The sequence below is a fragment of the Saccharolobus shibatae B12 genome (assembly GCF_019175345.1).
Classification (GTDB): Archaea; Thermoproteota; Thermoprotei_A; order Sulfolobales; family Sulfolobaceae; genus Saccharolobus; species Saccharolobus shibatae.
On record NZ_CP077717.1, the window covers coordinates 1,589,465 to 1,616,168 of the forward strand.

Consider the following 26,704-nt stretch of genomic DNA (forward strand, 5'->3'; position numbering starts at 1 on the left):
TCCAGCTTCTTCTCGGACTTAGCACTTTTCAATCAACCAGATACAGAATTAAAAAACTTCATCGGTAGTGCTGAAAATCCTGTATAACCGAGGGAAATTAGAATAACTGCTATAGTAATGATTTCCTCTCTCGATAAATCAAATAAAATTTCAGATGGAAATCTATCACATTTTTAAAGAATGATTGTCTTAATTATAAAATTTTCATTAGATTTGTCTAACTCTATTCCCTATCTTAAATCAGTGTTGTTTGAGAGTGTTATTATTAAGCTATAAATTTTATATTTCAATATGCTAATCATTGAACTTAGTGCCTAAAGTAGTGTGACTAATATGTTTTATATAAGAGGCGAAGCATATAGTGCCTTCTATATTATGTTATTACTCTTCATCGACTATATAGCTGTAAATTACTATATATTTTGAAAAACACTGAAGTATTTATTAAGAAAAATCCTCATATACCTTTATGAGCGCTTGTGTACCTTTTTCTCCCAATCCTTTAGCTACTAGGGCATTATAAAGTTGCAGTGTTAGTGCTGTACCAAGTAAAGGTACATTTAACCTATTAGCTGTTTCCAATACGTACTTTAGGTCTTTCTTTAAGTGCGCAGCTCTAAATCCGGGCTCAAAATCCCCTTTCATCATTTTCGGCATGTAGTATTGTACGGTAAAGGAGTTTGCTGCACCAGTTGATAGTACTGTGAAAAGCTTTTCCATGTCTATTCCCGCCTTTTTGGCTAAGGCCATTGCTTCAGCTACAGCCAACATATTTATTCCAACAACTGTCTGGTTTAATAGCTTGAGCATTTGCCCATTGCCCACTTCCCCTGCATGAACTATTGTCTTTCCCATGGCCTCAAATATGGGCTTAACCTTTTGAAAAACCTCATACTTTCCCCCAACCATTATCGTTAATGTACCTTCCCTTGCCCCCTTATCACCCCCGGTAACTGGTGCATCCAAGAACTCAACACCGTACTTGGCTAATCTCTCGGCGAAATTTCTCGCGTGTTCTGGTGAATTTGTGCTCATGTCAATAACTATTAAGCCTTGATGTGATCCGTGAATTACACCATTAGGTCCAAAGAGTACTTCCTCAACATCTGGTGCATCGGTAACCATGTCTATTACTACATCTGATTTCTCAGCCACTTCCTTTGGCGTATTTCCAATCGGTATGCCAAGTTTTGCGAAGGGTTCTGTCTTACTTTTCGTTCTGTTATAGACTATTAATGGGAATCCAGCCTTGTGTATCCTCATTGCCATGGACCCTCCCATTATGCCTAGCCCTATGAAACCAACTCTCATACTTGACTTCACCACTTAATAATATCCTTAATAGTCTCTAAAGCTTTGTGGTTCAGAAAAAGGTCTCTATGTGTATGGAAGGATTTATCTACCTTGATTGGGAGTTCCTTCTGGGTTGAAAGTAACTTTGACATAATATTATCTTATCTAGTTTCTTATTGATATTACTTATGAATTACCGTTTTAATCAACTTGGATAACGTCTCCTGTCCTTTATTTCTCTCTTTATTCACAGCCCGCTAAATTTCATCTATAAAATTGACAAGGTTACCAAGGTCTTTTCTCAACTTATCTATAATTTGAGTTATCTCTTTTTCCTTTTTAAACAACGCCTTTATTTTTAAATAATCGGCAGTTGCGATAACGTAACAGTCTGGTAGTGCTATAGCATATTTCTTTTTAATCTCCCCTGCTTCTATAACGATTATATTTATTAGCAGTTGTTGTTCTACTTTAACGTAACTTAAAAGTTTTCATTAAACCTAGTGCATTAACTAAACACATCTCAACTAATCTGAGGAGTTTATCCTCATATTTTTAATTAACTAAACACTAAACTAAAAACCTTATCGGTAGTGCCGGGAATTTTGTATTACCGAGGAAAATTAGAACAACTGCTAAATTAGGTTAATTAATCTTCATAAAGAGAAGACGTTAAACCGATATACTTATATACGTTTTGAATATTGGGAAGAAAATTTATAGCTTGATGATTTCGTTATCCCCACTCTCATAGAACTTTAGGTATCTTACAGCAGATCTATTAAGAGTTGCTATCCTTTAGATCAAACTATTCTTATCTCTCATAATTTATTTTAGGATATTAAGACATATCATATATGTTCGCTTTATCTTTAGAGAAGTATAGGAATTCGTCTACGGACATATCTGCCATTCTAGCCGCTTCTCTAAAATTACCCGTTTCGATGTAGTATTCTAGGGCTATTCTAAGCTTAGGAGGAAGACTTCTAATAAACTCCCAATTGGCAGTACTCCTCCTCACCTGCCTAGCCTCATTTTGCGCTTTAATCATTTTTTCAATATCCATAAATGCCTATTCCACAACAACCTATATAGTCTTTTTCATAATAATTGCCAAGTGGATTAGAGGGGATTATCTTAAATTTAGCGGAGAGATACTGAGAAATAGGCGAATTTAGGGATTATAAAATTTGTTTGGGGGCAAAAAGCTTCGTCAAGATGGAATCCTATATTTAAATACCTCCTTTTTCCCCAAACTGTTTTTACTAACTTTAATAAAGCTTCTCAGCCTGATTGATGCTTAATGGGACTGAGGGAGGAGCAACTACCATCGTTTTCCTGCTCTCTTTTACGGGATCTTGAGACATTCTATAATGGATTCCCTCAAGTGAGGGCTCTCTGACTGCCATGACTGCTCACTAAATGAAATTCCTAATTGATGGTGGGAAATATGAACGACTCATGTAGGAACTTTCACTTCCAAGGGAGTTAGTTCCATATAACTATTACGGTGATATTATAACCAGGGATTGTAATATATCTTGATCACTTATAGTAAAAAGCCTAATTATGTGTAGGTGAGCAGAGGTATTTATGTAGTGTTTTTAACAATACTTCATGAAGACGGTACCCGTATAAAAGATTTAAATATTACGTATACGTATACTTTACCATGGTTAGGGTGACTGAGAAATTCCAGGTAACTATACCGAAAGAGGTTAGGGAGAAAATTAATTTGAAGCCTAATGAAGAATTTGAGGTTATTGCACTAAATGACAATGAGATTCTATTGAGGAGGAAGGTTAAAAGGGTTAAGAATCCATTGGAAGTCCTTATTGGTAAGGAGGAAATGAAGGAAGAAATTTCACCAGAGAAGGTGGATGAGTTGGGTGAGGAATGAACTATTTTATAGATAGTAACGTTTTCGTTTATGCTAAAATAAATGATAAAAAGTATGGTGGATGTTGCCAAGATATAATAAAGGAAATTTATGAAAAGAAGATTGAAGCAATTATAGACAATGTAATTCTACTGGAAGTAGCTAATGCGTTAAGGAAATTAGGAGTTAAGGATATTGAAGATGAGATCTTGGCCATACTATCCTTGCCTATAAGGGTGATAGATTTTAAGCAAGAAGATGTAATAGAGGCTACAAGAGATCTCTCACTATCGCCTTATGATTCGTTGCATTATATAATTTCAAAGAAATGTAATGCTAAGATAATATCAGCAGATAAGGACTTCAAAGAAAGAATAGATCCTTGTAATTTCACATTGAACTAATAGAAGTAGGTTAAAAACCTACCCCTGCTCGGGTTACAATACATTAATAACACAAGGAAAACACTATTATACCTTTCAAAAGAAATTTGCATAATATCGATCTAATTCAATTTAACTAGTTTTATCATTTATCTCAAGAAAAAAGAGATTCCCATAGTGACGTAACGGCTTGAAGAATAGCTAGGAAGAGGTTGAAAATTCCCTACATAGATCCTTGTAGGTTTTATAAGAAGAGGCCTTTTAACACTGATGATATTTTGAGAGATGGACTAGAGGATGTTATTAAGGAAGCTGTTAATGTGTTTTTCAATGGATGAGTGCAGTATTTATCACAATTCTTCTAGGAGGCCTTGTATATCACGCCTCTCCCCTTAATTAATAATAGTCTGAAGACTAAGTTTTTTACCAGATTACTAACAGTTTGAATAGACTACTAAACAAACTATTTCCCTATTATATTTACTACATTATCCAACATTTCCTTAACTTTTCTTAAATGTTCAGTAATGTCTGCAATTGAAAGCTTCGCCTCGTGAAATCCCCATACTTGAAGAATATAGGCGGAATTCCAACCGTTTAAAACCCAATCTCCTAAATCTTTAGCTAGCCTATTAACTGCTGAAGCTAGCCAATAAGTATACCACCTTCCCTCTTTCAATGCTTGTTGATATTCCGGAATGTTGAACTTCTCTGCTAGTGCCTTAACGATCTCTTCAGCAGTTTTATAAGCCTTTTCCGAGGCTTGTACCGCATCACCTTTCTTCAAATAGTCCTCTGTTTCTGCAATGTATTTCTTTGCTAGCTCTATTCTTAAGTTAATTGCCTCCTTAGGATCTTTCCTTGAAATAGCGTCAATTATTAAGTCGTTAATATCAATATCGTACTCTTTAGCCTTTTTAATTAGTTCCTCCATGCTTAGAGTATTATATCATGAAATTTTAAAGTGTTATTATGGTATACTTCAATTCTCTTTAGCCAACACGGTATAGTTAGGACTTTAAAGACAAGATTTTGAAAATGATGCACATATTTATAGAACTTGTGCCTCAGAATGAAAGTTTATTGAAATCAAATATTATTAATTATACTTAGTAAGTTACTTAAATTTTTATTAAAGTCAGCATTAAACTTATTTTAATCTAATATATGATTTTGAGTTTAAGGAAGATCAACGGGATTAACATCCTAAGGAAGAAGTTAAACAAATCATTAACTAATATTCAAATAAAAGGCTACCCCTCAAAGAAGCTTTACGTCTCAATTTTGGAGTGTGGTCAACGATTTTGTTAATTCAGTATAAATCATTTAAAGCATAAATCTAGTTTAGGACATTTGACTTTTCATTGTAAATTCACTATATTTCAAAAATTATGACGAATTCAATTAAGTAAAGACGGTTCATGTAGGGAATACATCCTTAATCGTGTTAACACTTTTTTCACAAATTATACTCCCTGAGACTTTAAAGGGCAAGACTTTCTCCCTAATATAAGGAAAGGTTTTTGTGTAATTTTAGAAATGTCGTTGCCCTTTAGACTATAAGCAAGTATACAACTATCAGTGTATCCTTGAATCCCCTTGCTAACGGATAAATCTTGTGGTGAATCGAAACTAGATTTATACTATTTATGATTTATACTGAATTAACAAAATTGTTACCTATATACTGATACGATTCATTAAAGATATCTAATTTGGACACGTTTATATTCGATATTTATTAAAGAAGGATAGATTTTCACGTAACTACTTATAAAGAATTATAGAGTATAGGAATTCTTCGCTAAATGCTACATATTAAGCTTCCCTCAATTTTTCATAAAAAACTATTTTCCCTCTATTTCCAACTATACTTGTGAGTGGAAATAGGGTTAGATTACTTAAAAAGAGAGCGTTACGCTTTTTAGATGAAGCAAAAAGAGATCTTAACGAAGGGTATTATGATATAGGTGCCTTTCATGTGGAGCAAGCATTACAATTATATGTTAAAGCTGTTATCTTTGAACTTTTCGGAAAGGAGTATGAAGGACATGGAATAAGAGAATTGATAAGCTATTTATCAAAGCTACTTAAGGAAAACGCATATGAAGATTTAGCTAAAAAGATTAACGAATTAATTGCAGAATATAGGCAACAGTTGATAGCTATTGAGGATGCTTACATAGATTCCAGGTATGAGAGCATCGAATACGAAAGTGAGGATTTAAAACCCTTAATTGAAGTCACAGAAATTATAGTAAAATTCTTGGAGGAGGTGGTAAAGATTGTCAAGTTGGGTTAAGTTCAGATTTTCGCATTTAAAGAGGTGGAGAGAGTATGCTGAGAAAGTAGCTAAGGCTACTAAAGATTTGGAGCCTAACTCTGAAGTTTACATTATAGGTGGTGTTGCAGAAGATAGGATAACAGTGCTCAGCGACATCGATATACTTATAATAATAAAAAGGAAATTAAACAATAAAGAGAGAAAGAAGTTAAGAGAAGCAATCCTATTAAGAGCTATGGATTCCTACAATTTACCTTTTGACGCACCAGTTGAAATCCACTTAGAGGACGAAGATGAGACTAAGAGGTTTTTCGAACTATCTAAAAAAGCAATAAAAATATTGTAATAATTAAGGGATTTAAGATATTTTAATATAAAAATAACAGTAAAGCGAAATTCTCCAAAAAATCCAGAATATTATATAAAATGAAGAACCATAGTCTTTTTCTTCCCACGGTTACAAACTTATGTCTGTAAGAGACGAAGCGTGCAGTACCTAGTAAATGCTAAGGGGAAGTGACATTTGTTACTACAAAATACACAGCGTTTATTGAGATGGAGCTAGCATGTGTTACAAGATGCGCGTATAAGATGTGCAGGGCATAATAATAAAATAAAACCAATTTTTTATATCTACTATTATGAAAAATTATAATGACAATAAAAATAGAGTCTTTGAGTTTTACGGAAGAATGGAGGAAAGATTACTAGGTCTAAAGTGAAATTCGCTTGTGATTAGCTATTAGCCGAATTGGAAAAAGAAGGAACAATAACGATAAAGAAACGGAAGAATGATCCAATCATAATATTGAATGAACAAGCGAAAGTAGAGGAAGAAGAGGGCGAAGATATCGTATAGTATTTATATTCGAGAAATTGAAGAATAATATTATGAAAGTTGTAATAATTGGTGCAGGTCCAGCAGGAGTTTACTCAGCATTAACCTTATCCAAGCATGCAAAAGTTACACTTATAGAAAGGGAAGAAAAACTGGGGGGTACTTGCGTACTTTACGGGTGCATACCCACAAAATCCATACTAAGCCAGCTTATCATATCTAGGCAAGCATCCAATATGAGTTTAAATACGTTCAGAGAGTATGCATTAGCTTCAATAAATACTATAAGTAAGAGTTTAGAACACTTGCTAAATAGTCATGGGATAGAGGTCATTCACGCTAATGGCTTTCTAAGATCATCTATGGTTCACGCATCAAATACTTCACTTGCGGCTGATAAGGTTTTAGTTTCAACCGGAACCAGAAGAGAAAGATTAGGAAAGGTAAAATTCACGGAGGATTTAGCCTATACTAATGAGGATTATAATAAGGTGGTTATAGTAGGAGGAGATGCAGGTGGAATAGAACTAGGTTGGATGATGAAGAAACTGGGTAAGGAGGTACATCTTATAGACAAGAACAATTTACTTTTACAAAACATTGATAGTACACTCTCTGAGGTAGTTACAAATTTTCTAAGAAATATCGGGATTAAATTATACTTAGGTAAAAAGATCTCTAAAATTGATGAAACGTCTGTTACCCTTGAAGACAACCAAACGATCTCGGGCGATGCTGTATTTGTAACCTTCGGTCGTAAACCAAATATTGAAGGATTTGAGGAAATCCCCCATGAGAAGTACATATACGTTGATGAATATTTGAGAACTCAAATTCCCAATATCTATGCAGCAGGAGATATAATAGGTACATTTACTGCACATGAAGCCATATATGCTGGTATTATAGCTGCGAAAAACATGTTAGGCGAAAAAAGAGAGTTCCTCATAGAGGGAATACCTAAGGTTATATACATTTACCCCCAAATAGCCTATGTAGGGACTACTAATGGCAACTGTGTTACTTTTAACACGTTAAATTTAACCAGAACAGTAGTAGAAAGGGAAGGTGAGGGATTCTTGAAGATATGCGAAAGGGATAATAGAGTAATTGGAGCAGTAGCATTCATGCCTTATGCTGAAGACGTAATTTCTCTTATTTCAGTATTAATACGATACCAAATAAGTTTAAAGGATCCTATAGATCTTGTTATGCCTCATCCTTCTTATCTAGAAGCCATTACTGAGGCTTTAAATATACTCCAAAGTAAAGGGTAAAGAAATGTTCATTGCTCTGTGGGAACTCATAGTTTCATTATTAACCTATTTTATATTACGAGTTAGGACATAGTCAAGTATTCCATTGCCCTAGTCTTATTGGGTAAAAGGTTAATCCCAGAATTTATAGGCCAATAACTACACTATAATATGTTGTGCACCATTTAGAGATTGAAAGCGGATCCCTATAAATAAATTTTTTATATGAATTTTTAGGATGGGCTCACTACTTAACAACAAAAAACGTATTTTACGATTTATCAAATAGCAGTATTTTTAGAGAAATTTCAAGGAATTAATGATCTTTATGAAAATATCGATAAAAATTTTAGAGTTTCTAATTTGAGCCCCCATTATTTGCGTTACTAACTTAAAGAGAAGTATAAATTTTCTCATAACTATTCATTGGAATCTTTAAGTTTAACGATTTTCCGATAACCGCAAATCTAAAATTGCTTGCAACAACGGCGTTTTGCCCACTCATAGCTATTTTGTTAACATTTAAATACTTCAATTTTAATATATTTTTATTGAGATAATGGTTCAAGATATCCCTAAAAATAAATTATTAGACATGTATAAAAAGATGCTATTAATTAGATATCATGAGCTTACTGCTAAAGAGCTCTTCGCCACTGGCAAGATTCCGGGATTTGTTCATCTCTATGTAGGTGAAGAGGCTGTAGCTGTAGGAGTTATGAGCACGCTAAGAGATGATGATTATATAACTAGCACACATAGAGGGCATGGGCATTGTATAGCTAAGGGTTTAGACGTAAAGAGGATGCTAGCAGAGATAATGGGTAAGAAAACCGGAGTGTGTAAAGGAAAAGGTGGATCAATGCATATTTTTGATTATAGTAAAGGTATGTTAGGTGCAAACGGTATAGTCGGTGGAGGAGCTCCTCATGCAGTAGGTGCGGCATTAGCGTTTAAACTTAAGGGTTTAGATCGTGTAGCTGCGGCGTTTATTGGAGATGGAGCTATGAATCAAGGGGTAGTTTTGGAATCTTTAAACCTCTCTGCCATATGGAAACTTCCAGTGATCTTTGTAGTAGAAGATAACATGTATGCGATGTCGACTAGAAGTTTAGCTCCAGCTAAATTACAGCCTAGACATTCCGCTGTTAAAAGTTACGTGGAGAGGGCTTTAGGTTTTGGAATACCCGCTGTAGAAGTAGATGGTATGGATGTATTAGCAGTTTATGAGGTGGCTAAAGAAGCTGTTGATAGAGCAAGAAAAGGAGGAGGTCCATCCTTATTACATTGTAAGACTTACAGGTTCTTCGGGCACTTTGAGGGAGATCCTCTAGTTTATAGGGATAAAGAGGAAGAAGAGATGTGGAGAAAAAGAGATCCAATTACTCTATTTAGAGATAAACTTGTTTCAAATAATATCGTAAATCAAGAGGAATTGGATAAGATAGACAGAGAAGCTAAAACTGAAATAGAGCAAGCATTGAAATTCGCTGAGGAAAGTCCATATCCAGAAGTGGAAGAGGCTCTAACTGACGTTTTTACAGATAACTCGTACTAGGGTGATATGTAAATGAGACAGATAACGTTTACTGAAGCAATAACTGAAGCTTTAAGGCAAGAAATGGAAAGGGATCCCTCAGTTATATTAATAGGAGAAGATATAGGTGTTTATGGGGGCGCGTTTGGAGTAACCAAGGGTTTAATAGAGAAATTTGGCTCCGATAGAGTTATCGATACTCCGATATCTGAGGCTGGATTTATAGGTGCAGCAGTAGGTGCTGCATTAGCTGGCTTAAGACCAGTAGTAGAGCTAATGTTTGTAGATTTCTTTGGAGTGGCAATGGATCAGATCTATAATCAAATGGCTAAATTAAGGTATATGTCTGGAGGGCAATTGAAAGTTCCCCTTACTTTAAGGGCACCAATAGGTGCGGGAATAAGTGCTGCAGCCCAACATTCACAAACTCTTTACTCAATTTTCGCTCATGTACCTGGTTTAAAAGTAGTAGTACCCTCTTCTCCTCATGACGCTAAAGGTTTATTGGTCTCATCAATACGTGATGATAATCCGGTAGTATTCTTGGAACATAAGGTGTTATATGGGATAAAAGGTGAAGTACCGGAGGAAGAATACACTATACCTCTAGGTAAAGCAGATATAAAAAGGGAAGGAGACGATATAACAGTAATTGGAATAGCCAGAACAGTATGGCATAGCTTAGAAGCTGCGGAGCAACTATCTAAGGAAGGTATAAGTGTAGAGGTTATCGATGCGAGATCGATAGTTCCTTTTGATAAGGAAACTGTTATTAAATCAGTTAAGAAGACAGGGAGAGTTGTAATTGTGGATGAGGATTATGACAGATGTGGTTTCGCCTCATGGGTTTCTTCCATAATCGCAGATGAAGCCTTTGAATACTTGGATGCGCCAATAAAGAGAATAACCACTCCTAATGTCCCTATACCTTTCAGTCCTCCCTTAGAGCAATATATATTGCCAGATTCCAAAAAGATTATTAATACAGTTAAATCCATACTGGGGTAAATTTTAATTGTCAACTATAGGAATTATTATTAACCCAGAATCTGGGAGAGACATTAGAAGGCTAGTTGCAAAAGCTACCTTTGTCTCTAATTACGCTAAAATAGATGCAATAAAGCGTTTTCTTTATGGGCTAAATATAACCAGCTCTATCGAGGAAGTCGTATTTATGCCGGACTTTTACGGAATTTCCTTAGATATAATAAGTGACATTAAGGACGATGTCAAATTTAAGTTAAGGACTCTGGATATGAGGATAGAGAATACAGCAGATGATACTATTAATGCTTCAAAATATATGATAGAGAATGGAGTAAGTGCTATAATAAGTGCTGGTGGAGATGGTACTCTCCGGGCAGTATACAAAGGAGTAGGAGATAAGGTGCCAATACTCGGTCTCTCTTTAGGAACAAATAACGTCTTAGGTGCCTTATACGAACCAACAGTTTTAGGAATGATCTTGGGGCTTCTCCTTGAGGGTAATAATAGTATCTCAAATGTAGTTGAAAGAATAAAGACCATAAAGCTTTTTGTTAATAATGAATTTAAAAATTTGGCATTAGTAGATTTAACTTTTATGGATGGTTGGTATGTAGGGGCTAGAGCTATATGGAACGAATACTCATTAAAGTATGCTTTTATCTCTAAGGGTGAATTGGGAGATGTTGGAATACCTTCAATAGCTAGTCTCATTAGACCCATAACTTTTCAAGATGATTTAGGTTTAATGGTGAAATTCGGGTTGGGTAAGATTAGGGTTAATGCAGCATTTGCACCAGGGTTGGTAAAAGAAGTATTCATAGACGGAATTAATATACTTAAACTCGGACAAGAGGTGCACATACCTAGTGATAACTACGTTATTGCATTTGACGGAGAAAAGGAAATGGTAGTGAACTCTAAAGATGAGGTAATGATTAGAATAGATAGAGATGGTCCTCTCTTAGTTAACATATCCAAGTCTTTAAATTATATAAACAGTTATTATAGGGAAGAGATGGGTGAATTAAGGTGGGCAAAGAAGTATTAATGCCAAAGTTAGGTTTAACCATGACTAAAGGGAAAATAGTTCAATGGAAGAAAAAAGAGGGAGATAGAGTTCAAGAAGGAGAGGACTTAGTAATAATAGAAACTGAGAAAATAACAACTACAGTAAAAGCACCAGTTAGTGGTATCTTACTTAAGATTTACGCCAAAGAAGGTGAAGAAGTACTTGTTGGTCAAATGATAGCGTACATAGGTGAAATTGGAGAAAAACCTCCGTCCTTACCTACTAATAAACCCACTTTGGTTGCTGAACAGCAACAAGGACAACCAACTCGAGCCGAAGAGGCAAAGGCAATAAGTGAAGTAAGAGCTTCACCTAGGGCTAGAAGGCTTGCTAAAGAAAAAGGAATAGATCTAAGTAAAATAAAGGGGACTGGACCCGGGGGCATGATAACAGAAGATGATGTAATTAAAGAGTTAGAAAATATTGAAAAAGGAGTGAAATTCACTGCCACTGGTCTTAGAGTTAAAGAAGTCATACCAATGACTGCAATAAGGCAAGAAATAAGTAGAAGAATGGTTCAGAGCCTCCAGACAATGGCCCAGGTAACACTAAGTATTGAGATTAATGCAAATTCATTAGTTAAAATAAAAAATGAGGTAGAGTCTAAGTATAACATGAAAATTACTTATACAGATGTTCTAGTTAAAGTAGTAGCTAAACTCATCAGAAATCATCCATATCTAAACGCAACACTAGAGGGTGATCAAATAAAGATAATTGAGGATGTTAATATAGGAATAGCTGTGGCTCTGGATCAAGGATTAATAGTACCAGTAATAAGGAATGCAGATATTAAGCCAATTACCGAAATAGCAAAAGAAAGTCATGAACTAGCGGATAAGGCTAGAGAAAATAAGTTAAATCCTGACGAAGTAGTAGGAGGAACGTTTACGATAAGTAATTTAGGAATGTATGATATAGATTCATTTACACCAATTATAAATCCTCCTCAAACCGCCATACTGGGAGTAGGTAGGATAAGAAAGGCACCAGTAGTAATAGATGATAGTATCTCAATTGGCTATGTTATGTGGATAAGTTTAACATTTGATCATAGAGTGTTGGATGGACATACAGCTGCCAAGTTCCTAAAAGAGCTTACTGAAATATTAGAGGATGAGAATAAATTGAGAGCGTTTTTAAGTTAGCAATCTATTCCATCTTGAACGGTAGATCCAAAATCTATCCTTAGGTATAATCTATATCCAAATGTTATAACAATTAAACAATTAAAGTTTATAACTCCTTAGTAACCATAGAAATTTAAAGTAAAAATCTCACTAAATACTCCTGTATTCATATATTACTTAAGAAACAGTACTATAATCCGTACAGTTTTTCATATTTGCTTATAAATGTTAGAAAAATAAGAGGGAAATACTTTAATTTCACAAAAATTTAGATAGAATCGTTCTCTTTCGATATATATTATCATATATAAGATAGTAAACATTTACTAATCTATCACTATTATATTTAATTAAACGATTTTGGGTCTACCATTTAGGGCTGTGAGGAGGTCAGTTTTATAGGATAGAAGAGTTGAATAATGTAAATACTACGTAAATTTCAAGCAAGTACTATTAATGCCTTTCCTTGCGAAAGAGTATTAAAAATTATATCTCAGAAATTATTCCACACCTAAGTTATAGTCTTTTTCATAATTAGTTGTAAAGGACAGTTTTACCTCAATATGTTAAAAGTGAATTATATAATGAAAGCGATAAGATGTGCTTCGTATCGATAAAATCATCTACCCTTCGCATTTACTATGAAAAAGACTATAATAGAATCGTTATTAAGGTATAAATTTCTATATTTTGTAAGAAATCCCCTTAATCTATTATGAATTTTAGCCTAAAACTACGAACTTAATTTTCGTCAAAAAATTTGTAACATAATAACGATATTATCCTTGAGTTTTAGTATATTAATCATTTATAAAGTTATTTAGATAGAACTCGAGAATAGATTTTTCAGCATTTCTTAGATGGTATACTAAAGTGGGAGTTTTCATATCTAATAATTTAGCTATGTCTTCCCCTCTTATTTTTTTAGGATAATCGAAATATCCCTTGTCTAAGGCTATCTTTAATGCTTCTATTTGTCTTTCAGTTAAGACTGGGGGAGGAATAATTTCGTTTGGTGATTTCTCACTGTAATTTACTATTTCTCCATATTCAGCAAGCTTTTCTTTAAACTTCTTCAAACTTCTAGCGTTTATTCCTACAGTCCATTTTTCTACTCCGTTACTTATTCTTTCAGATAATATTATCCCTTTATATCTTTTTACAAGATTTGTAATAGTGTTATTACTCTTGTGTTCCAATCTCAAGATACCGAATCTTTTGGTAACCCCTAATACTTCTATATTTAGAATTTGGTGCTTATTTCTTATATCTTCAATAAATCTCTTGGCATCAGAACCCCAAATAAGTAAATAAAAGGAGAACGCACCTCTGTTATAGGTCTTATTTAAGGATTCAGCAGTGATTTCATATTTGCTAGTTTCTGGAGACCATCCATCTCTATGGAGTATACTGAAATTTACTATTCGAATTGGGGTACTCATTATAGAGTCTAAATTAATAATATACACTGCCATTTTTTAAACTTTGATGAAATGATTGATACTGCTGACTTTAGGCTATGTCGTACATTGAGATATCACGATTCAGTGAACTACCGTTTGTCTCTACACGTTCATTTCAATCATTCTATTTTCATTCATGATCAAGTGTAGGGGCTTAGCCTTAATCACCCATTAATGGCAGGGGGTCATGGGACTCCTTCGAGCCTAACGGAACGAGATTCACATCTCTGCCATTTTCATCTCCACCCTTTTTAGCATAGCCCACATCGACATGAGGGATCATCTCTATCATAGCATTCTAGCATAAACTAATATAAAAAAGATTTTTATTAACGTTGGTTTGTTGAATTCTTCAATTTCCTTAGATGTTAAGCTCATCAATTTTTCTTAAATTCAAAATCAAGCTTTGATTTAAAAGTAAGCTTAACGTTAAATTAGATAAAAATTGAAGCAATCCACAAAGCAATTATGATCACTAAGAATATAATAGGGATACATGTCTTTGACCCATAAATTCTCGACTCCCCCAGCTTTGTTAGAGGAAAAGCGTGTGGTGCTTTCTTTATAAAAACTTTATTGGGATGTTCTGTCATTATTATCAAATATATTAGAGGTGAAGTTTATAACTAATCTTAAAAATTAATGAGCAAGAAAGATATATATGAGGTTACTATCGTTTTATAGAGGTAGTCCCAAGGATAGTAGAGTAGGAATAGTGTATAAGGACGGTAAAATAATTGATTTAGCCTACTTATATGAATACCTTTATGGAACCCCTCCGGATTGGCTAACAGACCTGACTAAGCTTCTTGAAGGAGGCTCACTTACACTTAAATTAGTTAATGAGTTAGTTAATGAGTTCAAGAAACTAGACAATAATTTGCCTGGAGGTCTTTTAGATGAAGATAGTGTAATGTTTTTACCAGTTGTTAAGCCGAAAAAAATATTCTGTGTTGCAGTTAATTATAATGAGCATGGTAAGGAAGCAGGTTCTGCATCAATTGAAGAGCCTTATATTTTCATGAAGAGGATAGATACACTAGTAGCTCATAAGCAACCAATATTAATACCTAAAGTCTCATCACAAGTTGATCATGAAATAGAACTTGCAGTAATAATTGGAAAAAAAGGTAAATACATCAGCGCAAAGGAGGCATATGAGTATATAGCTGGATACACGATCTTTAATGATGTTAGTTTTAGAGATTTAAGAAAACATTCTTCGCCTAGATATAATATAAATTGGTTATATGCTAAAAATCTAGATACTGCGTCGCCAATAGGGCCATATCTAGTTACTAGAGATGAAATACCAGATCCTCATAACTTAACTATTAAATTAGAAGTTAATGGTGAAATAAGGCAACAAGGAAATACCCGCAGTATGATACATAAGATTCCAGAATTAATAGAGTATGTCTCTAAGGGGATAACATTATATCCAGGAGATGTAATATCAACTGGAACTCCTTCAGGGACTGGGTTAGGAACAGGAAAATTTCTAAAAGAAGGAGATGTGATGGTAGGGTATATAGAGAAAATTGGTAGATTAGAAAATAGGGTTATGAGAGAATAATAATTATTTATTTTGTACTATTACACAATTTGCGTGGTGCTGGTTTTCCATGAGAACCTAATTTAAATACAACTTATAATCAAATAATTGGAAATTTAAATCGATTAGATTCTTTATTTCAGATATTGTTATTCTTCATATTCTACAATAGAATTTTTATTTTATCTTTTAATTTTAAAGTGAATATAGATTCAAATCCGGGGAGACTCTATTTGTGTGATATCCTTATTATCATTATCGATATAAGTGAAACAAATGTAAGAAGTAATATAAAGTAAAGGCTAAAATACCCATAATTTACATATAATATTATAAATGTAGTACTTCCTAGTACGCCAGATATGGCTTTTCCAGTATAAAGTATAGCGGTATTTGAGGTTGAAAACTTAGCCCCGTACAAATCTCCTATAAAAGACATGTATATGGGTAATGAAGCTCCACCCATCATACCTATTAAAATTATGCCAATAAATAATAACATGATTAATGATTGAAAAATCGAAATAATAAGTAATATAACTGCCAGTATCATTAGCACGTTAATAAGTATAATTCCTTTTGTTCTTCCTATTTTATCAGATATAAATCCAATAATTGGTCTACCGATACCATTAGCTGTGGGAAAGAGTACTATTAAAGTGGAATACTTTGTCAAACTCATAAATCTACCTATAACAGATAAGGATGAAGAAGAGAGAAGTAAAGGTACAGCTATTAGGCTAAAAGATAAGTAAACTAACCAGAAGTTACGTTCTTTAATTATAGCTACTGGATCCCTTCCTTTAACATTCTTTGGATATTTGGCAAATACGTATAAAATGGGTACTGTAACCAGTGCTAAAATTCCTATTAGTAACATAGGTTCTCTATATGTCGTAAAGTGTAAAATGAAAGGATTTGCAATTGCACCCCCTATTCCAAAGCCCATTGAAACTAGACCAGAAGCTAAACCTCTCTTATCTTCAAACCACTTTATAGCTAAATTAAGAGACAAACCAAAGAGAATTCCAACCCCTATACTTCCCAGGCTCCAGGTTATATAAAAGAGATTAATATTAGATACGATAGAGCTTAAAATTAAGGAGCATGACATTAATAGTGAAGCGGGTATCCCTACCAGTCTAGGTCCATATAAGTCAGCAAGATATCCACTCAATATTTGGGTCATCGTTGATAAAATTACAAAAAGAGTGAATGCTAACTCAACTTGCACTATGTTTGCGTTTAAATCTTTCATTATTAATGGTTCATATGCATTCCATGAATATTGATATGTTGAGTTAAACAACATTGCAATTAGTCCTATGACGAGATATTTAGTTCTTCCACTACTCATGAATAGTAAAATTTATCGCCTCATTTATAAACATAGGATATATTTACAGTAAAGTTCCTAGATTTATTATATGAATTGTAAGGTTGACGAGAGACGATAGCTTAGGTTATGAATTTTCATCTGATTCCCTTATATAAAACATGTTTAGGATTATTGTTCTTAATCGATCATCTTTTTGGGATAGTATAGCGTTTTTCATTGAATTTGTAATGTAGGCTGATCAAAAAGCATTAGTAAGAATCTAATCTGAAGGGTTAATTGAATTATTGTGTTACAGTTACTATGAAAAACACTTATATCACCTGATCTAAGAATGTAACTATAACCTTAGCGAATTCTTCTGGGTTTTCAGCTGGAGCATAATGACCAACACCCTTTATTGTCTCAACTTTAACTCTCTTAATTCTTGATGCGGTTTCTTTAATCATCTCTTCTGTAACTAATGGTTCGAACTCTCCCCTAGCTAAGAGTACCTCAGCCTCAATTTTAGGTAAATCATCCATGATATCAAAATTATTCCACGCGTATAAATCATTAATTAAAATCTCATTTCTATTTTGACCTCTTATCCACGTTAAATATTCTACAACCTTTTTAGTAGCGTATTCTCCTGCAAATCTAAGAGTCCTTCCTACATCTAAATTGTTTGAATTTTCTATATCTTTTTCGGTAAATGTTCTTGTTCTACCAGCCCCATTTACAGAAGCTATAGCCTTAGCCCTATAGCCTAGTTTAACACCTAACAGTAGTGATAAATCACCTCCTATTGAAGTACCCACAACAGATACCGAATCTAAGGAGAGCTTATCTACTAACTTAACAATGATATTGGCATAGTATTCTAGTGAAACTCTTTGCGTTTGCCACTTTGGCCAAGGATCTGATTTACCATGTCCAGGTAAATCTAATATTATTAGCCTATATCTCTGTAGAAAAAATGGAATTGTTGGTCTATATACTCTACCATCAAATCCGGCTAAATGTAACATAATTACTGGGGATCCATTTCCTACAGTTTCGTAATAGATGTTTAAGCCATTTATATTCACATATCTCCCCATTACTTCTTCTAAATATTCCATAAATCTTATCTATCGTGACAAGTATATAAGCTCTTAACATACCAAAATGTATTGATTATAATGAAAATCTCTATCTTTCGTAATATTTATTTTAGTTATCATGTTCTAATAAGCCAAGACGTCGTTGTTAATACTACACTTTAACTATTTGGAGGAGTTTTATCTAATATAAGAGGTAAGAGACCAATAATAATTAAGGTACTTAGTTATTGTTGCTTTATTGGAATAAACTAGAAAGTGAAAAGAAAGCTCACTAAATATAAACAGCATCTAGTTCATTCAGCAATTTAGTTACTATCTTTCTTTGAGCATTTCTTAAATGATATATGAATGTGGATTCCTTAATTCCTAAACTTTGAGCTAGTTCTTTAGCTTTAACCTTTTTAGGATAATCAAAGTAACCCATTTTAGCAGCTATCATAAGACATTTCAGTTCTATTTGAGTTAAATTAAGTGCTTTTTCATTGGGATCATAATCTGATATTTTGACCTTCTCTACTATACCTATATTGCTAAGATCGTTAATTATTTTAGGAATCTTATACTCATAGGTGACGAAACTCCAAAGCTCTGTCTTTTTTGTCTTAACGGTATTTAAAACTACTGTATCGTATTTATTTAATATAGATAGTACAGAATTATTATAATCTTGAATTATATCAACTATATAATTATTCCCATATTTATGTATATTTATTATGTCTTTTATCTTACCCTCATTTTTCAAATTCATCAAGACTTTCATGGACCTTGCGTTAACTATCACTAAAGATCTTATGGTACCATCTTCTGGCTGATAGGATCTTCCCAGACTTTTAACCAAATTATCATCTATAAAACTTGTCCAACAACCACTATGTAAAATCCTAATGTTAACCAATTTATATGGATACTTTGAGTAGTACATGATGATAAGATTGATTTTAAATCTAATAAGTTTGTATGAAAAACAGTAATTAATCATTAACAGCACTTATGTGATTTCCCTTGAATATCTCATGAATTCCGCAATTGTTGAGAAACTTTTAAATTTTAAAAGCAACTTTATAGAAGATATAAAATATTAGTCCAGATTTGCTGAAATAGTTTTCGAATATAAAGTTAAGATTTATGAAAATATTTAAACTAGATTAAAATCATAGACTGCTGTAAGTTAATATTTTATGTAACTTTTCATAATAAAAAATTATGAAATGCTAATATTTTTAGTCTCTTTCAATGGAATTAAGGATAGGATGGCTATTATTACTAACGAAATAGACATTACGATTATGTAAGGGACAGCGCTTATAATACCCCTTGAAACTACTATTGCTGTAGGAAGAAGCAATGAAGTGTATATACCAGTAACTATTGCAGCTATTTGATATGAAAAACCAGCACCGGTATACCTATACTTAGTAAGAAAATGCTCCGTGAAGAAAGCTGCAACCACCCCATAACCAAGGAAGTAACTAAAGTTTAATAGAAAGTTAGCTAAAATAATACTAGTTGCAATTTTAATTCCCACTAAAGGAAAATAAGAGTATGAGAATATTGCTGTTAGTATTGCACTAATTATCATTACTTTTTTTCTTCCGATAATATCTCCAAGACGTCCTCCAACTATATTTCCTATTATGCCCCCTATTGCACCTGCAAAAAGACCTGAATATATTATACCTAATGATATTTTTAGTGATGCCATATAGCTTAATCCAGTAGGAAAGTAAATAATTGCGAAAATAGTTACGATATATGCCCAACTGAGACCTAGAAGAATCATTGTTTTCCACTTTTCTTTCAAAACTGTAGTGACTGGAGCTTTCTCAATTTCCTTTTTCTTTAAAAGTTCCTGAAATAATGGACTTTCCATTAAAACATATCTGATAAAACCACCGATAATTAATGCAACAGCCCCGATTCCCAATAATATTCTCCACCCTATGGTAGCAAATTCTGCTGCTGTCATATATGTTCTTCCTAGAAATAAACCGAGTATCGCAAAAAGAGCTCCCAAGGGTACTGTAGCTTGTAGAAAGCTGCTATAATAGGCTCTTCTATTTGTATTAGCAGTATACTCAATAAGTATGGTCGCGGCGCCACCATACTCTCCACCTAATCCTATACCTTGAATCAATCTAAATATTAAAATTAAGATTGGTGCTAATAGTCCTATACTTACAAATGGTGGAGTCAAAGCCATACCTATCATCCCGATTGAAGATAATAATAAAGTCCATATTAACATCGTTTTACGCCCTATTTTATCTCCAAAATGTCCAAATATTATAGCACCAATTGGTCTAGTGAAATATATACTACCATAAGTTGAGATTGAAGCGGCCAATGCGGCAGCTCCAATTCCCTTAGGATAAAATAGAGTAGGCCATATTAACGATGCAGCGACCCCTACTACAAATAGATCATACCACTCTACTAGAGTTCCTATTGAAGCTAAACTTATATATTTAGCTAACTTATTAGCAGGAATCTTCTCCATATATTATCTCGTTATTATTCTTACTAAACTTATATTTAAACTTTCCTATAGTTATATATTTTAATTTTTAATGAATTAAAGGTTAATGTATATACTTTTTTGCAATTAGCATAAAATATAACTCCTTTGCAAGTATTATGAAATAGACTATAAGAGGCGTAGCATATAGAGCCTCGACTATCTACCAAATGAGAGATGTAAACCTAAATCTAGGGGAAACGGCAAACACTAAAAGGAACCTTCATCTCTTTAAGATGCGGAGTAGGATCAGTTAGGAAATTTCTGAGTGCGATAGAGGATTAGTTTTAACTTAAGATATTGAAAACTAGCTAGATAATGAGAGCAACCAGATATATTTTGTATTGACAAATGTCATGTTCCCTTCGCACTTACTAGGCTCTATATGTTCCGTCTCTAACAAACCTAAGTTTGCAACCGTGGGAGTATAGAGAGTCATACTGGAAAACGAGATACTACTACCTTAGAAAATGGGTTTTAGGAAAATATGGCTTTGAGATATCCATTTTCACCTTCAATCTAGATGGGAAGAGACGTAGCTATCATAACTGAAAAACCTACTTCTGGATTTACAAACATTATGAGCATTCACTCACCATTGAAGCTTACCACCCACGTTTTCTAATCTTCATACAAAAACAAGCTCTGCTTCCAAATAATCAGTCTATATATCGGGATATCATAGATATATAAGGATATTCTGGAACATCCTTCACATTATACCTTCTGTGGCACTTATTAGAAGGCCTTATTACGTTTAGTCTTTAACAATCTTAGACACTGGTAAATCATAGGGCGAGTGCTATTCTTATCATTTATAATTAAGGCTATAAAGGAGAAGAGATAACGCTTTGTATAAATATTTCCACTTTATATCAAATTAAGTATATTATATATAGTTAATTAAAATATATGAATAAGTCTATTAACTAACTACATCATTTTGTAACTCTCCTATCTTCTCTAATCTAACTGTTACTATATCTCCAGTTTTCAAATATTTCCCGGTTCCTAATCCAACGCCAGAAGGTGTACCGGTAGATATTATATCTCCCGGATAGAGTGTTATATCGTTAGAAGCATACTCTATTATTTCTGGAATTTTAAATATCATATTTCTGGTATTATCATTCTGCTTTATCTCATCATTGACAATCGTAACTAAGTGTAAGCTATGAGGATCTTCTATCTCATCTTTTGTAACTAACCATGGACCTATTGGACTGCCATTATCTAGACTTTTCCCATGAAGCCAATTGATCCCAAACTCCTTCATCATTTGATGCAATCTCCTATCTCTGTAACTAACATCATTAAATATAGTATAACCTATTACATACCTATATGCCTCAGATTTTGTTACATTTTTACACCTTTTGCCTATAATTACAGCTAATTCTCCTTCGTAATCAACTTCCTTAGATGACTTTGGGATTATTATAGACTGTTTATGTCCTATAAGACACGTGGGCAATTTAATAAATAAAAAAGGTTCTTTTGGTAATTCTTTTAACTGAGCCTCTTTTCCATGAGTAATGTAATTAACGCTCATGTTAAGAACTTTACTGGGTTTAAGAATTGGTGGGTAATATATTATACTATTTGAATCATAAAGAAACTCCTCGACTTTATTTTCATTTAGACTACTAATAAACTTCTTAAGCAATTCCAAGGCATCTTCACCACCACTTACTGTCTTATCTACGTTTGAGAACCAAGATGGTGGCTCTGCTTCACGCAAATTCCTATATGCTTCTTTAACGTCTAAAATTCTACTATTTGACCATACTACACCTAATTTAGGAGTATCCATATTTTTTGGAGAAAAATTTAGTAGCTTCATAATGATCTATAATACTTCTATCACTTAAGTAATTTAAATATGTTGTTTGCATTGGTTCTCCAAATTTTCTCTTTCGTATTATTATTTTTGATTACATCCTCAATCAATTTCAAGAATAACTCTGGTTTTGACACTGGAAATGGATGATCAGTCCCAAATACTATATGGTCCTCTCCTATTACCTTAATTAATAACTCTAATGACTCCTTAGTATAAATTACTGTATCGTAATATACAAACTCCTTAAGATCGTCACTAGGCTTAAACTTACCTAAGCTATATGAGGCGGAACCTAAATCAATTCTGCCAATTTGATAAGGAATAAATCCTCCACCATGTGGTATTATTACAGTTAATCCATAATCTCTTAGAATTCCAGTTAAAGCTAGTTTCGTTATTACATATGTGGTTTCGAAGATAAAGCTAGTTAATATAGCCTCTACTCCTTCATTTAGTATCATGTCTAATGGTAGTGTACCAGGGTGTATAAAAATCGGCTTACCTAACTGCGAAATCTTTTTAAGTAATGGTCTATACTCATCATCTGCGATAGTCTTATTCCCTATACCAGTACCTACTATAAAACCATTAAGACCTAATTCCTTTATAGTTCTCTCTGCTTCTTCGATCGAGGCATTTACATCATTTAAGGGTAATGTTGCTAATCCACCAAAATACTCTGGATACTTATTTACAATCTTAGCAATTTCATCATTAACCTGTTTCGCAATGATTATTTCATCTTCTCTTGGGAGAATGTAGGTCCATGGCGCTGAAAGAGATAATAGGGAGAAAAGTTCGTATTTTAGTTTTTTCAAATCTTGCAATTTCCCTTCTATATCTATTAACCTAAAATCAGCAGGAGAAATTCTTTTACCCCAATTTATTATTATTTTATTTTCTTCATATTTTATAAAGCCTTTCTTATTTAATATTTCTATATAAACTTTAGGATAAAAATGGGAATGAACATCTATTATCTTGCTGTCCATGTTTAATTAACATTCTTCCATTATAATAAACCTTTATAACAAGCTAGCTTTCAAATAATCAAAAAGATTCAGTGTGAACAATTTGTGAGCTCTAGAAAGGAACTTTAAAGTGAATACTAAGAGCTCACTGAAATTTAAGTGTGCTACACTGTAAATAATTATACTCCCTGAGAGTTTAAAGGGCAAGACTTTCTCCCCAATATAAGGAAAGGTTTTTGTGTAATTTTAGAAATGTCGTTGCCCTTTAGACTATAAGCAAGTATAAGTTTTACGTTGCAATTGCTTTGTGGGTTACTTCAATTTTTATCCAAGTTAATGTGGAATTTACTTTTAAATCAACGCTGATTTCGAATTTAAGAAAAATCAATGAGCTTAGTATCTAAGAAAATTGAAGGATTCAACAAAGCACATAAAGCAGATAAATTTATATTCACGAATTTGTTCAAAAAAATACATGAAAGCTGAATTAGATAAATTAGTTGAAATAATGGATAAGAAGGGCATGGCAACGTATTTTACTACTTTTGGTAAAGGTGCAGGTAAATATGGTAAGAGACAACTTTTCACTAAAGTACCCGAATCAGTAGCTATAGCTTGGGCTTGGAGATATAAAGAAGCGAAAGAACTACTTTATGAATTATCTAAATATCTAACACCAGAGCAAGCCGAGAGACGAACAATTCATTTCGTTAACCCAGCTCTTAAGGATATTCCTATAGTAGGAAGTGCGGGTATAACTCCAACACTATATGGTGGGCTTCAGTTGATTAAACCTGGGGAAAAGGCTCCCTATCATAGACATACCGCAGTTAACTTTAGATTCATTTTAGAAGCCCCAGAAAAGGGAGCATATACAGTAATTAATGGATATAGGATAGAATTACATAAAGGTGATCTAACTTTTCAAGTTCCTTGGGTTTGGCATGAACATGGAAATGATGGAAATTCTGACCTAATATGGTTTGCAGGTTTAGATGCCCCACTTATAGCATTTTTAGGTGGTATGTTCTACGAAGCTCCAGAATCTAAAGAAGAGGAGGAAAATATAAGAAAGTCTTTAAGAGGCAGTGGAGAAGATGCTAATAAACTATTTGGAAAGTCAGTTAGACCTATTTTACTTAGTTATCCAAGTTACGTTAAAGAGTTTAACACTACGTACAATCCCCTAGTTTATTATCCCTTTGAAGATGTAATAAACGCATTAACGACATTAAGTTCTAAAGAAAATATGGATCCTTACAATGGGTATGTGGTGGAATATATAAATCCATTAAACGGGGGTCCACTATTTAGCAGTATTTCGGCTAGTATGATTCTTTTGCCCTCTAACAAAATCCTTAAGCCTATAAGGAGAGTAGAAAATGCTGTATTCATTGTTTTTGAGGGTAATGTTACAATTAATGTAGAAGATACAGACAGAATAAGCGCGGAACCGCATGATGTTATAGTGATACCGTCATGGAAGAGATACTCAATAGAAAATTCAACTAATTCTAAAGCATTAATATTTAAGTACTCTGATTCCCCACTTTTCAAGTTCTTAGGAGTTTATAGGGAAGAATATGGATAGGCAATTATTACTTTAATAGAAACATTTTTATTTAATTTAAATCAAATTTTCTAAAAAACTTGAATGAGAGAACTATACAAGAGCACTCTCTGCTATATTATTAGCTCCTCTTCATAATCTAACTAAATAGGAAGCTCAATATTATCATTTTAGTAAATGTAGTTTAGACCTTCCAAAAAAGTCTTATAATTTAGAGTTTTCTCCTCAACCTTTACTGTCTTCTTTCACTATTTTGCCTAAATATAAATTATTAGATTATTTGGATTCTTATTTTTGTGTAGTATTAGCATAATCTATAAATATTAACTTCTACATAATTGTATTTTTGTATAACATATAAATGTCATCATGGTTAGACTGCAGAAACGTAATTCTCTCTTCATATCTTCCAATGCATCGAAACTTGAAGTTTATATTAATATTCCATTATAATATATGCTTTTTCTAATCTTTAAATAATGAATATTAATTTTATATAAACGATTTCATGGAAAGATTTATATATTAGAAAATATAATTTTATATTTGGTGATAGATAATGGAAATGCCTAGAGAGGAAAAATTAAAACAAGTACTTGATGAATTAAAGAAAAATTCTTTAGGCACTTATATGACAGCTTTCGATCCTAGATATTCAAATTATCCAGTATTTTATAGTGAGCCTAAACCCTTTATGACAACTTATATGTGGAAGTATGAAGATCTAAAGAAGCTGGCATTTAGAGTTAGAGAAGTAATTGATCCAGAAATGACTGATAGAGTTACAATACATTTGGAAAATCCCGGCATAAAGCGATTAGCACCAGAATTCCCAGCTCCTGCAACACCAACTATGTACGCAGGTATACAAATAATAGGGCCTAAAGACAAACCTCCAGCTCATAGACATTTAACACATGCGTTTAGGGTTGGCTTAGAATTTCCACCGGAAGGTGGATATACTACTGTTAATGGAATTAGGATCAGAATACAAAAAGGCGATGTGGTACTAACTCCAGCGTTTACATGGCATGATCATGGTAATTTTGGTAATGATTATGCGTTCTGGTATGATGGTTTAGATGCTCCGTTAACTTTCTGGTTAGGTGTTGAATGGTACTCATTTCTTAAAGATGTTGAGGGAAAGGTTTTACAAGATGTAATAGGGACTGAGATTGATATTGAGGGTAAGTATTCATATAATTACATCCCATTACATGAACCTAAGCAAGAAATAAATCCTGTGTGGTACTATCCATATAAGAAAACGAGAGAAACTTTAATGAGACTGGCTGAAAAGAGTAACGGAAGTCCTCATTACGGTATATCATTAGAGCTAATTAATCCTCAAACTGGTGGGCCAGCATTTCCTACAATGAGCTTAAGATTTAATCTAGTAAAACCGGGAATGGAAACTAGACCAGTTCAAGCTACAGAAAGTATTGTAATGTTCCCAATTGAGGGTGAAGCTACAGTGATTTTAGGCGATGAAGAAAGAAAATATAATTTGAAGGAGTACGATTTCTTAACATTACCGCCATGGGCTAAGTATAAGATATATAATGAAGGAAAAGAACCATCAATACTATTTATACAGTCTGATGCGCCAACGTATAAGGCACTAGGAAAATACAGAGAAAAGTTATATTAACATTAAAAAATTTAAATAATAGGAATATGTTAACATAGTAAGGATTAAAGGCTGAT

Annotated in this window: 24 protein-coding genes and 1 pseudogene; 13 read left to right on the forward strand and 12 right to left on the reverse strand. The window is 33.3% G+C overall.

Translation table 11 applies throughout. From position 1 onward, the window contains the following. Positions 1 to 444: 444 nt before the first annotated feature. The 3 genes from J5U23_RS08525 to J5U23_RS08535 all read right to left on the reverse strand — a co-directional run bounded on the left by J5U23_RS08525 (position 445) and on the right by J5U23_RS08535 (position 2,702). On the reverse strand, positions 445 to 1,311 hold the full coding sequence (locus J5U23_RS08525; protein WP_218265869.1) for an NAD(P)-dependent oxidoreductase: 867 nt from the start codon (positions 1,309 to 1,311) through the stop codon (positions 445 to 447). A gap of 823 nt (positions 1,312 to 2,134) precedes the next feature. After that, positions 2,135 to 2,359 (reverse strand): hypothetical protein, encoded by a 225-nt coding sequence (locus tag J5U23_RS08530; protein ID WP_218265870.1) that lies wholly within the window; start codon positions 2,357 to 2,359, stop codon positions 2,135 to 2,137. 205 nt (positions 2,360 to 2,564) lie between these two features. Then, entirely contained in the window at positions 2,565 to 2,702 is a 138-nt protein-coding gene (locus J5U23_RS08535) for a hypothetical protein (protein WP_218257847.1), read from the reverse strand. 263 nt (positions 2,703 to 2,965) lie between these two features. Here J5U23_RS08535 and J5U23_RS08540 point away from each other — a divergent pair, with 263 nt between their 5' ends. The 3 genes and pseudogenes from J5U23_RS08540 to J5U23_RS15835 form a co-directional block, all read left to right on the forward strand. Continuing rightward, complete coding sequence (locus J5U23_RS08540) at positions 2,966 to 3,193, forward strand: AbrB/MazE/SpoVT family DNA-binding domain-containing protein (RefSeq protein WP_218265871.1); 228 nt, start codon at positions 2,966 to 2,968, stop codon at positions 3,191 to 3,193. Continuing rightward, the gene (locus J5U23_RS08545) at positions 3,190 to 3,576 is read left to right on the forward strand and encodes a type II toxin-antitoxin system VapC family toxin (RefSeq protein WP_218265872.1); all 387 of its coding nucleotides are present in this window, start codon (positions 3,190 to 3,192) and stop codon (positions 3,574 to 3,576) included. Before J5U23_RS08540 ends, J5U23_RS08545 begins: the two co-directional genes overlap by 4 nt. Before the next feature lie 173 nt (positions 3,577 to 3,749). Beyond that, positions 3,750 to 3,924: pseudogene (locus J5U23_RS15835) on the forward strand (IS630 family transposase); the annotation flags it as partial. 94 nt (positions 3,925 to 4,018) lie between these two features. Here J5U23_RS15835 and J5U23_RS08550 read toward each other — a convergent pair. After that, positions 4,019 to 4,489: a PaREP1 family protein gene (locus J5U23_RS08550; protein WP_218265873.1), complete on the reverse strand. Its 471-nt coding sequence runs from the start codon at positions 4,487 to 4,489 to the stop codon at positions 4,019 to 4,021. Between the two features lie 942 nt (positions 4,490 to 5,431). Between J5U23_RS08550 and J5U23_RS08555 the strand changes: the two genes are divergently transcribed. From J5U23_RS08555 to J5U23_RS08585, 7 genes are all read left to right on the forward strand, one after another. After that, the gene (locus tag J5U23_RS08555) at positions 5,432 to 5,857 is read left to right on the forward strand and encodes a HEPN domain-containing protein (RefSeq protein WP_218265874.1); all 426 of its coding nucleotides are present in this window, start codon (positions 5,432 to 5,434) and stop codon (positions 5,855 to 5,857) included. Further along, a complete protein-coding gene (locus J5U23_RS08560; RefSeq protein WP_218265875.1) occupies positions 5,841 to 6,185 on the forward strand; it encodes a nucleotidyltransferase domain-containing protein in 345 nt (114 codons plus the stop codon). Before J5U23_RS08555 ends, J5U23_RS08560 begins: the two co-directional genes overlap by 17 nt. A 545-nt stretch (positions 6,186 to 6,730) precedes the next feature. After that, positions 6,731 to 7,954: an FAD-dependent oxidoreductase gene (locus tag J5U23_RS08565; RefSeq protein WP_218265876.1), complete on the forward strand. Its 1,224-nt coding sequence runs from the start codon at positions 6,731 to 6,733 to the stop codon at positions 7,952 to 7,954. 538 nt (positions 7,955 to 8,492) lie between these two features. Further along, on the forward strand, positions 8,493 to 9,491 hold the full coding sequence (locus J5U23_RS08570; RefSeq protein ID WP_218265877.1) for a thiamine pyrophosphate-dependent dehydrogenase E1 component subunit alpha: 999 nt from the start codon (positions 8,493 to 8,495) through the stop codon (positions 9,489 to 9,491). Between the two features lie 12 nt (positions 9,492 to 9,503). Then, positions 9,504 to 10,478 carry an alpha-ketoacid dehydrogenase subunit beta gene (locus tag J5U23_RS08575; protein WP_218265878.1) on the forward strand — a complete coding sequence of 325 codons (975 nt, stop codon included), beginning with the start codon at positions 9,504 to 9,506 and terminating at the stop codon, positions 10,476 to 10,478. A 7-nt stretch (positions 10,479 to 10,485) separates the two neighbouring features. Beyond that, positions 10,486 to 11,505, forward strand: a complete 1,020-nt coding sequence (locus J5U23_RS08580) for an ATP-NAD kinase family protein (protein ID WP_218265879.1) — start codon at positions 10,486 to 10,488, stop codon at positions 11,503 to 11,505. Then, the gene (locus J5U23_RS08585; protein WP_218265880.1) at positions 11,487 to 12,674 is read left to right on the forward strand and encodes a dihydrolipoamide acetyltransferase family protein; all 1,188 of its coding nucleotides are present in this window, start codon (positions 11,487 to 11,489) and stop codon (positions 12,672 to 12,674) included. Before J5U23_RS08580 ends, J5U23_RS08585 begins: the two co-directional genes overlap by 19 nt. A gap of 782 nt (positions 12,675 to 13,456) precedes the next feature. Here J5U23_RS08585 and J5U23_RS08590 read toward each other — a convergent pair. Beyond that, positions 13,457 to 14,131: a helix-turn-helix domain-containing protein gene (locus J5U23_RS08590; protein WP_218265881.1), complete on the reverse strand. Its 675-nt coding sequence runs from the start codon at positions 14,129 to 14,131 to the stop codon at positions 13,457 to 13,459. Between the two features lie 148 nt (positions 14,132 to 14,279). Further along, the gene (locus J5U23_RS08595; RefSeq protein ID WP_405048883.1) at positions 14,280 to 14,402 is read right to left on the reverse strand and encodes a hypothetical protein; all 123 of its coding nucleotides are present in this window, start codon (positions 14,400 to 14,402) and stop codon (positions 14,280 to 14,282) included. 378 nt (positions 14,403 to 14,780) lie between these two features. Between J5U23_RS08595 and J5U23_RS08600 the strand changes: the two genes are divergently transcribed. Next, complete coding sequence (locus tag J5U23_RS08600; RefSeq protein ID WP_218265882.1) at positions 14,781 to 15,695, forward strand: fumarylacetoacetate hydrolase family protein; 915 nt, start codon at positions 14,781 to 14,783, stop codon at positions 15,693 to 15,695. 208 nt (positions 15,696 to 15,903) lie between these two features. Here the strand turns inward: J5U23_RS08600 and J5U23_RS08605 are convergent, their stop codons facing one another. The 6 genes from J5U23_RS08605 to J5U23_RS08630 form a co-directional block, all read right to left on the reverse strand. After that, positions 15,904 to 17,031: an MFS transporter gene (locus J5U23_RS08605; RefSeq protein WP_218265883.1), complete on the reverse strand. Its 1,128-nt coding sequence runs from the start codon at positions 17,029 to 17,031 to the stop codon at positions 15,904 to 15,906. Between the two features lie 293 nt (positions 17,032 to 17,324). Next, positions 17,325 to 18,113 carry an alpha/beta fold hydrolase gene (locus J5U23_RS08610; protein ID WP_218265884.1) on the reverse strand — a complete coding sequence of 263 codons (789 nt, stop codon included), beginning with the start codon at positions 18,111 to 18,113 and terminating at the stop codon, positions 17,325 to 17,327. 253 nt (positions 18,114 to 18,366) lie between these two features. Then, positions 18,367 to 19,020 (reverse strand): helix-turn-helix domain-containing protein, encoded by a 654-nt coding sequence (locus tag J5U23_RS08615; protein WP_218265885.1) that lies wholly within the window; start codon positions 19,018 to 19,020, stop codon positions 18,367 to 18,369. Between the two features lie 279 nt (positions 19,021 to 19,299). Then, entirely contained in the window at positions 19,300 to 20,595 is a 1,296-nt protein-coding gene (locus J5U23_RS08620) for an MFS transporter (RefSeq protein WP_218265886.1), read from the reverse strand. A 943-nt stretch (positions 20,596 to 21,538) separates the two neighbouring features. Beyond that, positions 21,539 to 22,456, reverse strand: coding sequence for a fumarylacetoacetate hydrolase family protein (locus J5U23_RS08625; protein WP_244988765.1), 918 nt, complete (start codon positions 22,454 to 22,456; stop codon positions 21,539 to 21,541). Positions 22,457 to 22,476: 20 nt separating this feature from the next. Then, positions 22,477 to 23,448 carry an amidohydrolase family protein gene (locus J5U23_RS08630; protein ID WP_218265887.1) on the reverse strand — a complete coding sequence of 324 codons (972 nt, stop codon included), beginning with the start codon at positions 23,446 to 23,448 and terminating at the stop codon, positions 22,477 to 22,479. 454 nt (positions 23,449 to 23,902) lie between these two features. Here J5U23_RS08630 and J5U23_RS08635 point away from each other — a divergent pair, with 454 nt between their 5' ends. Together J5U23_RS08635 and J5U23_RS08640 are read left to right on the forward strand one after the other, a co-directional pair. Then, on the forward strand, positions 23,903 to 25,018 hold the full coding sequence (locus J5U23_RS08635) for a cupin domain-containing protein (protein ID WP_218265888.1): 1,116 nt from the start codon (positions 23,903 to 23,905) through the stop codon (positions 25,016 to 25,018). A gap of 538 nt (positions 25,019 to 25,556) precedes the next feature. Next, positions 25,557 to 26,648, forward strand: a complete 1,092-nt coding sequence (locus J5U23_RS08640) for a cupin domain-containing protein (RefSeq protein WP_218265889.1) — start codon at positions 25,557 to 25,559, stop codon at positions 26,646 to 26,648. Positions 26,649 to 26,704 lie beyond the last annotated feature (56 nt).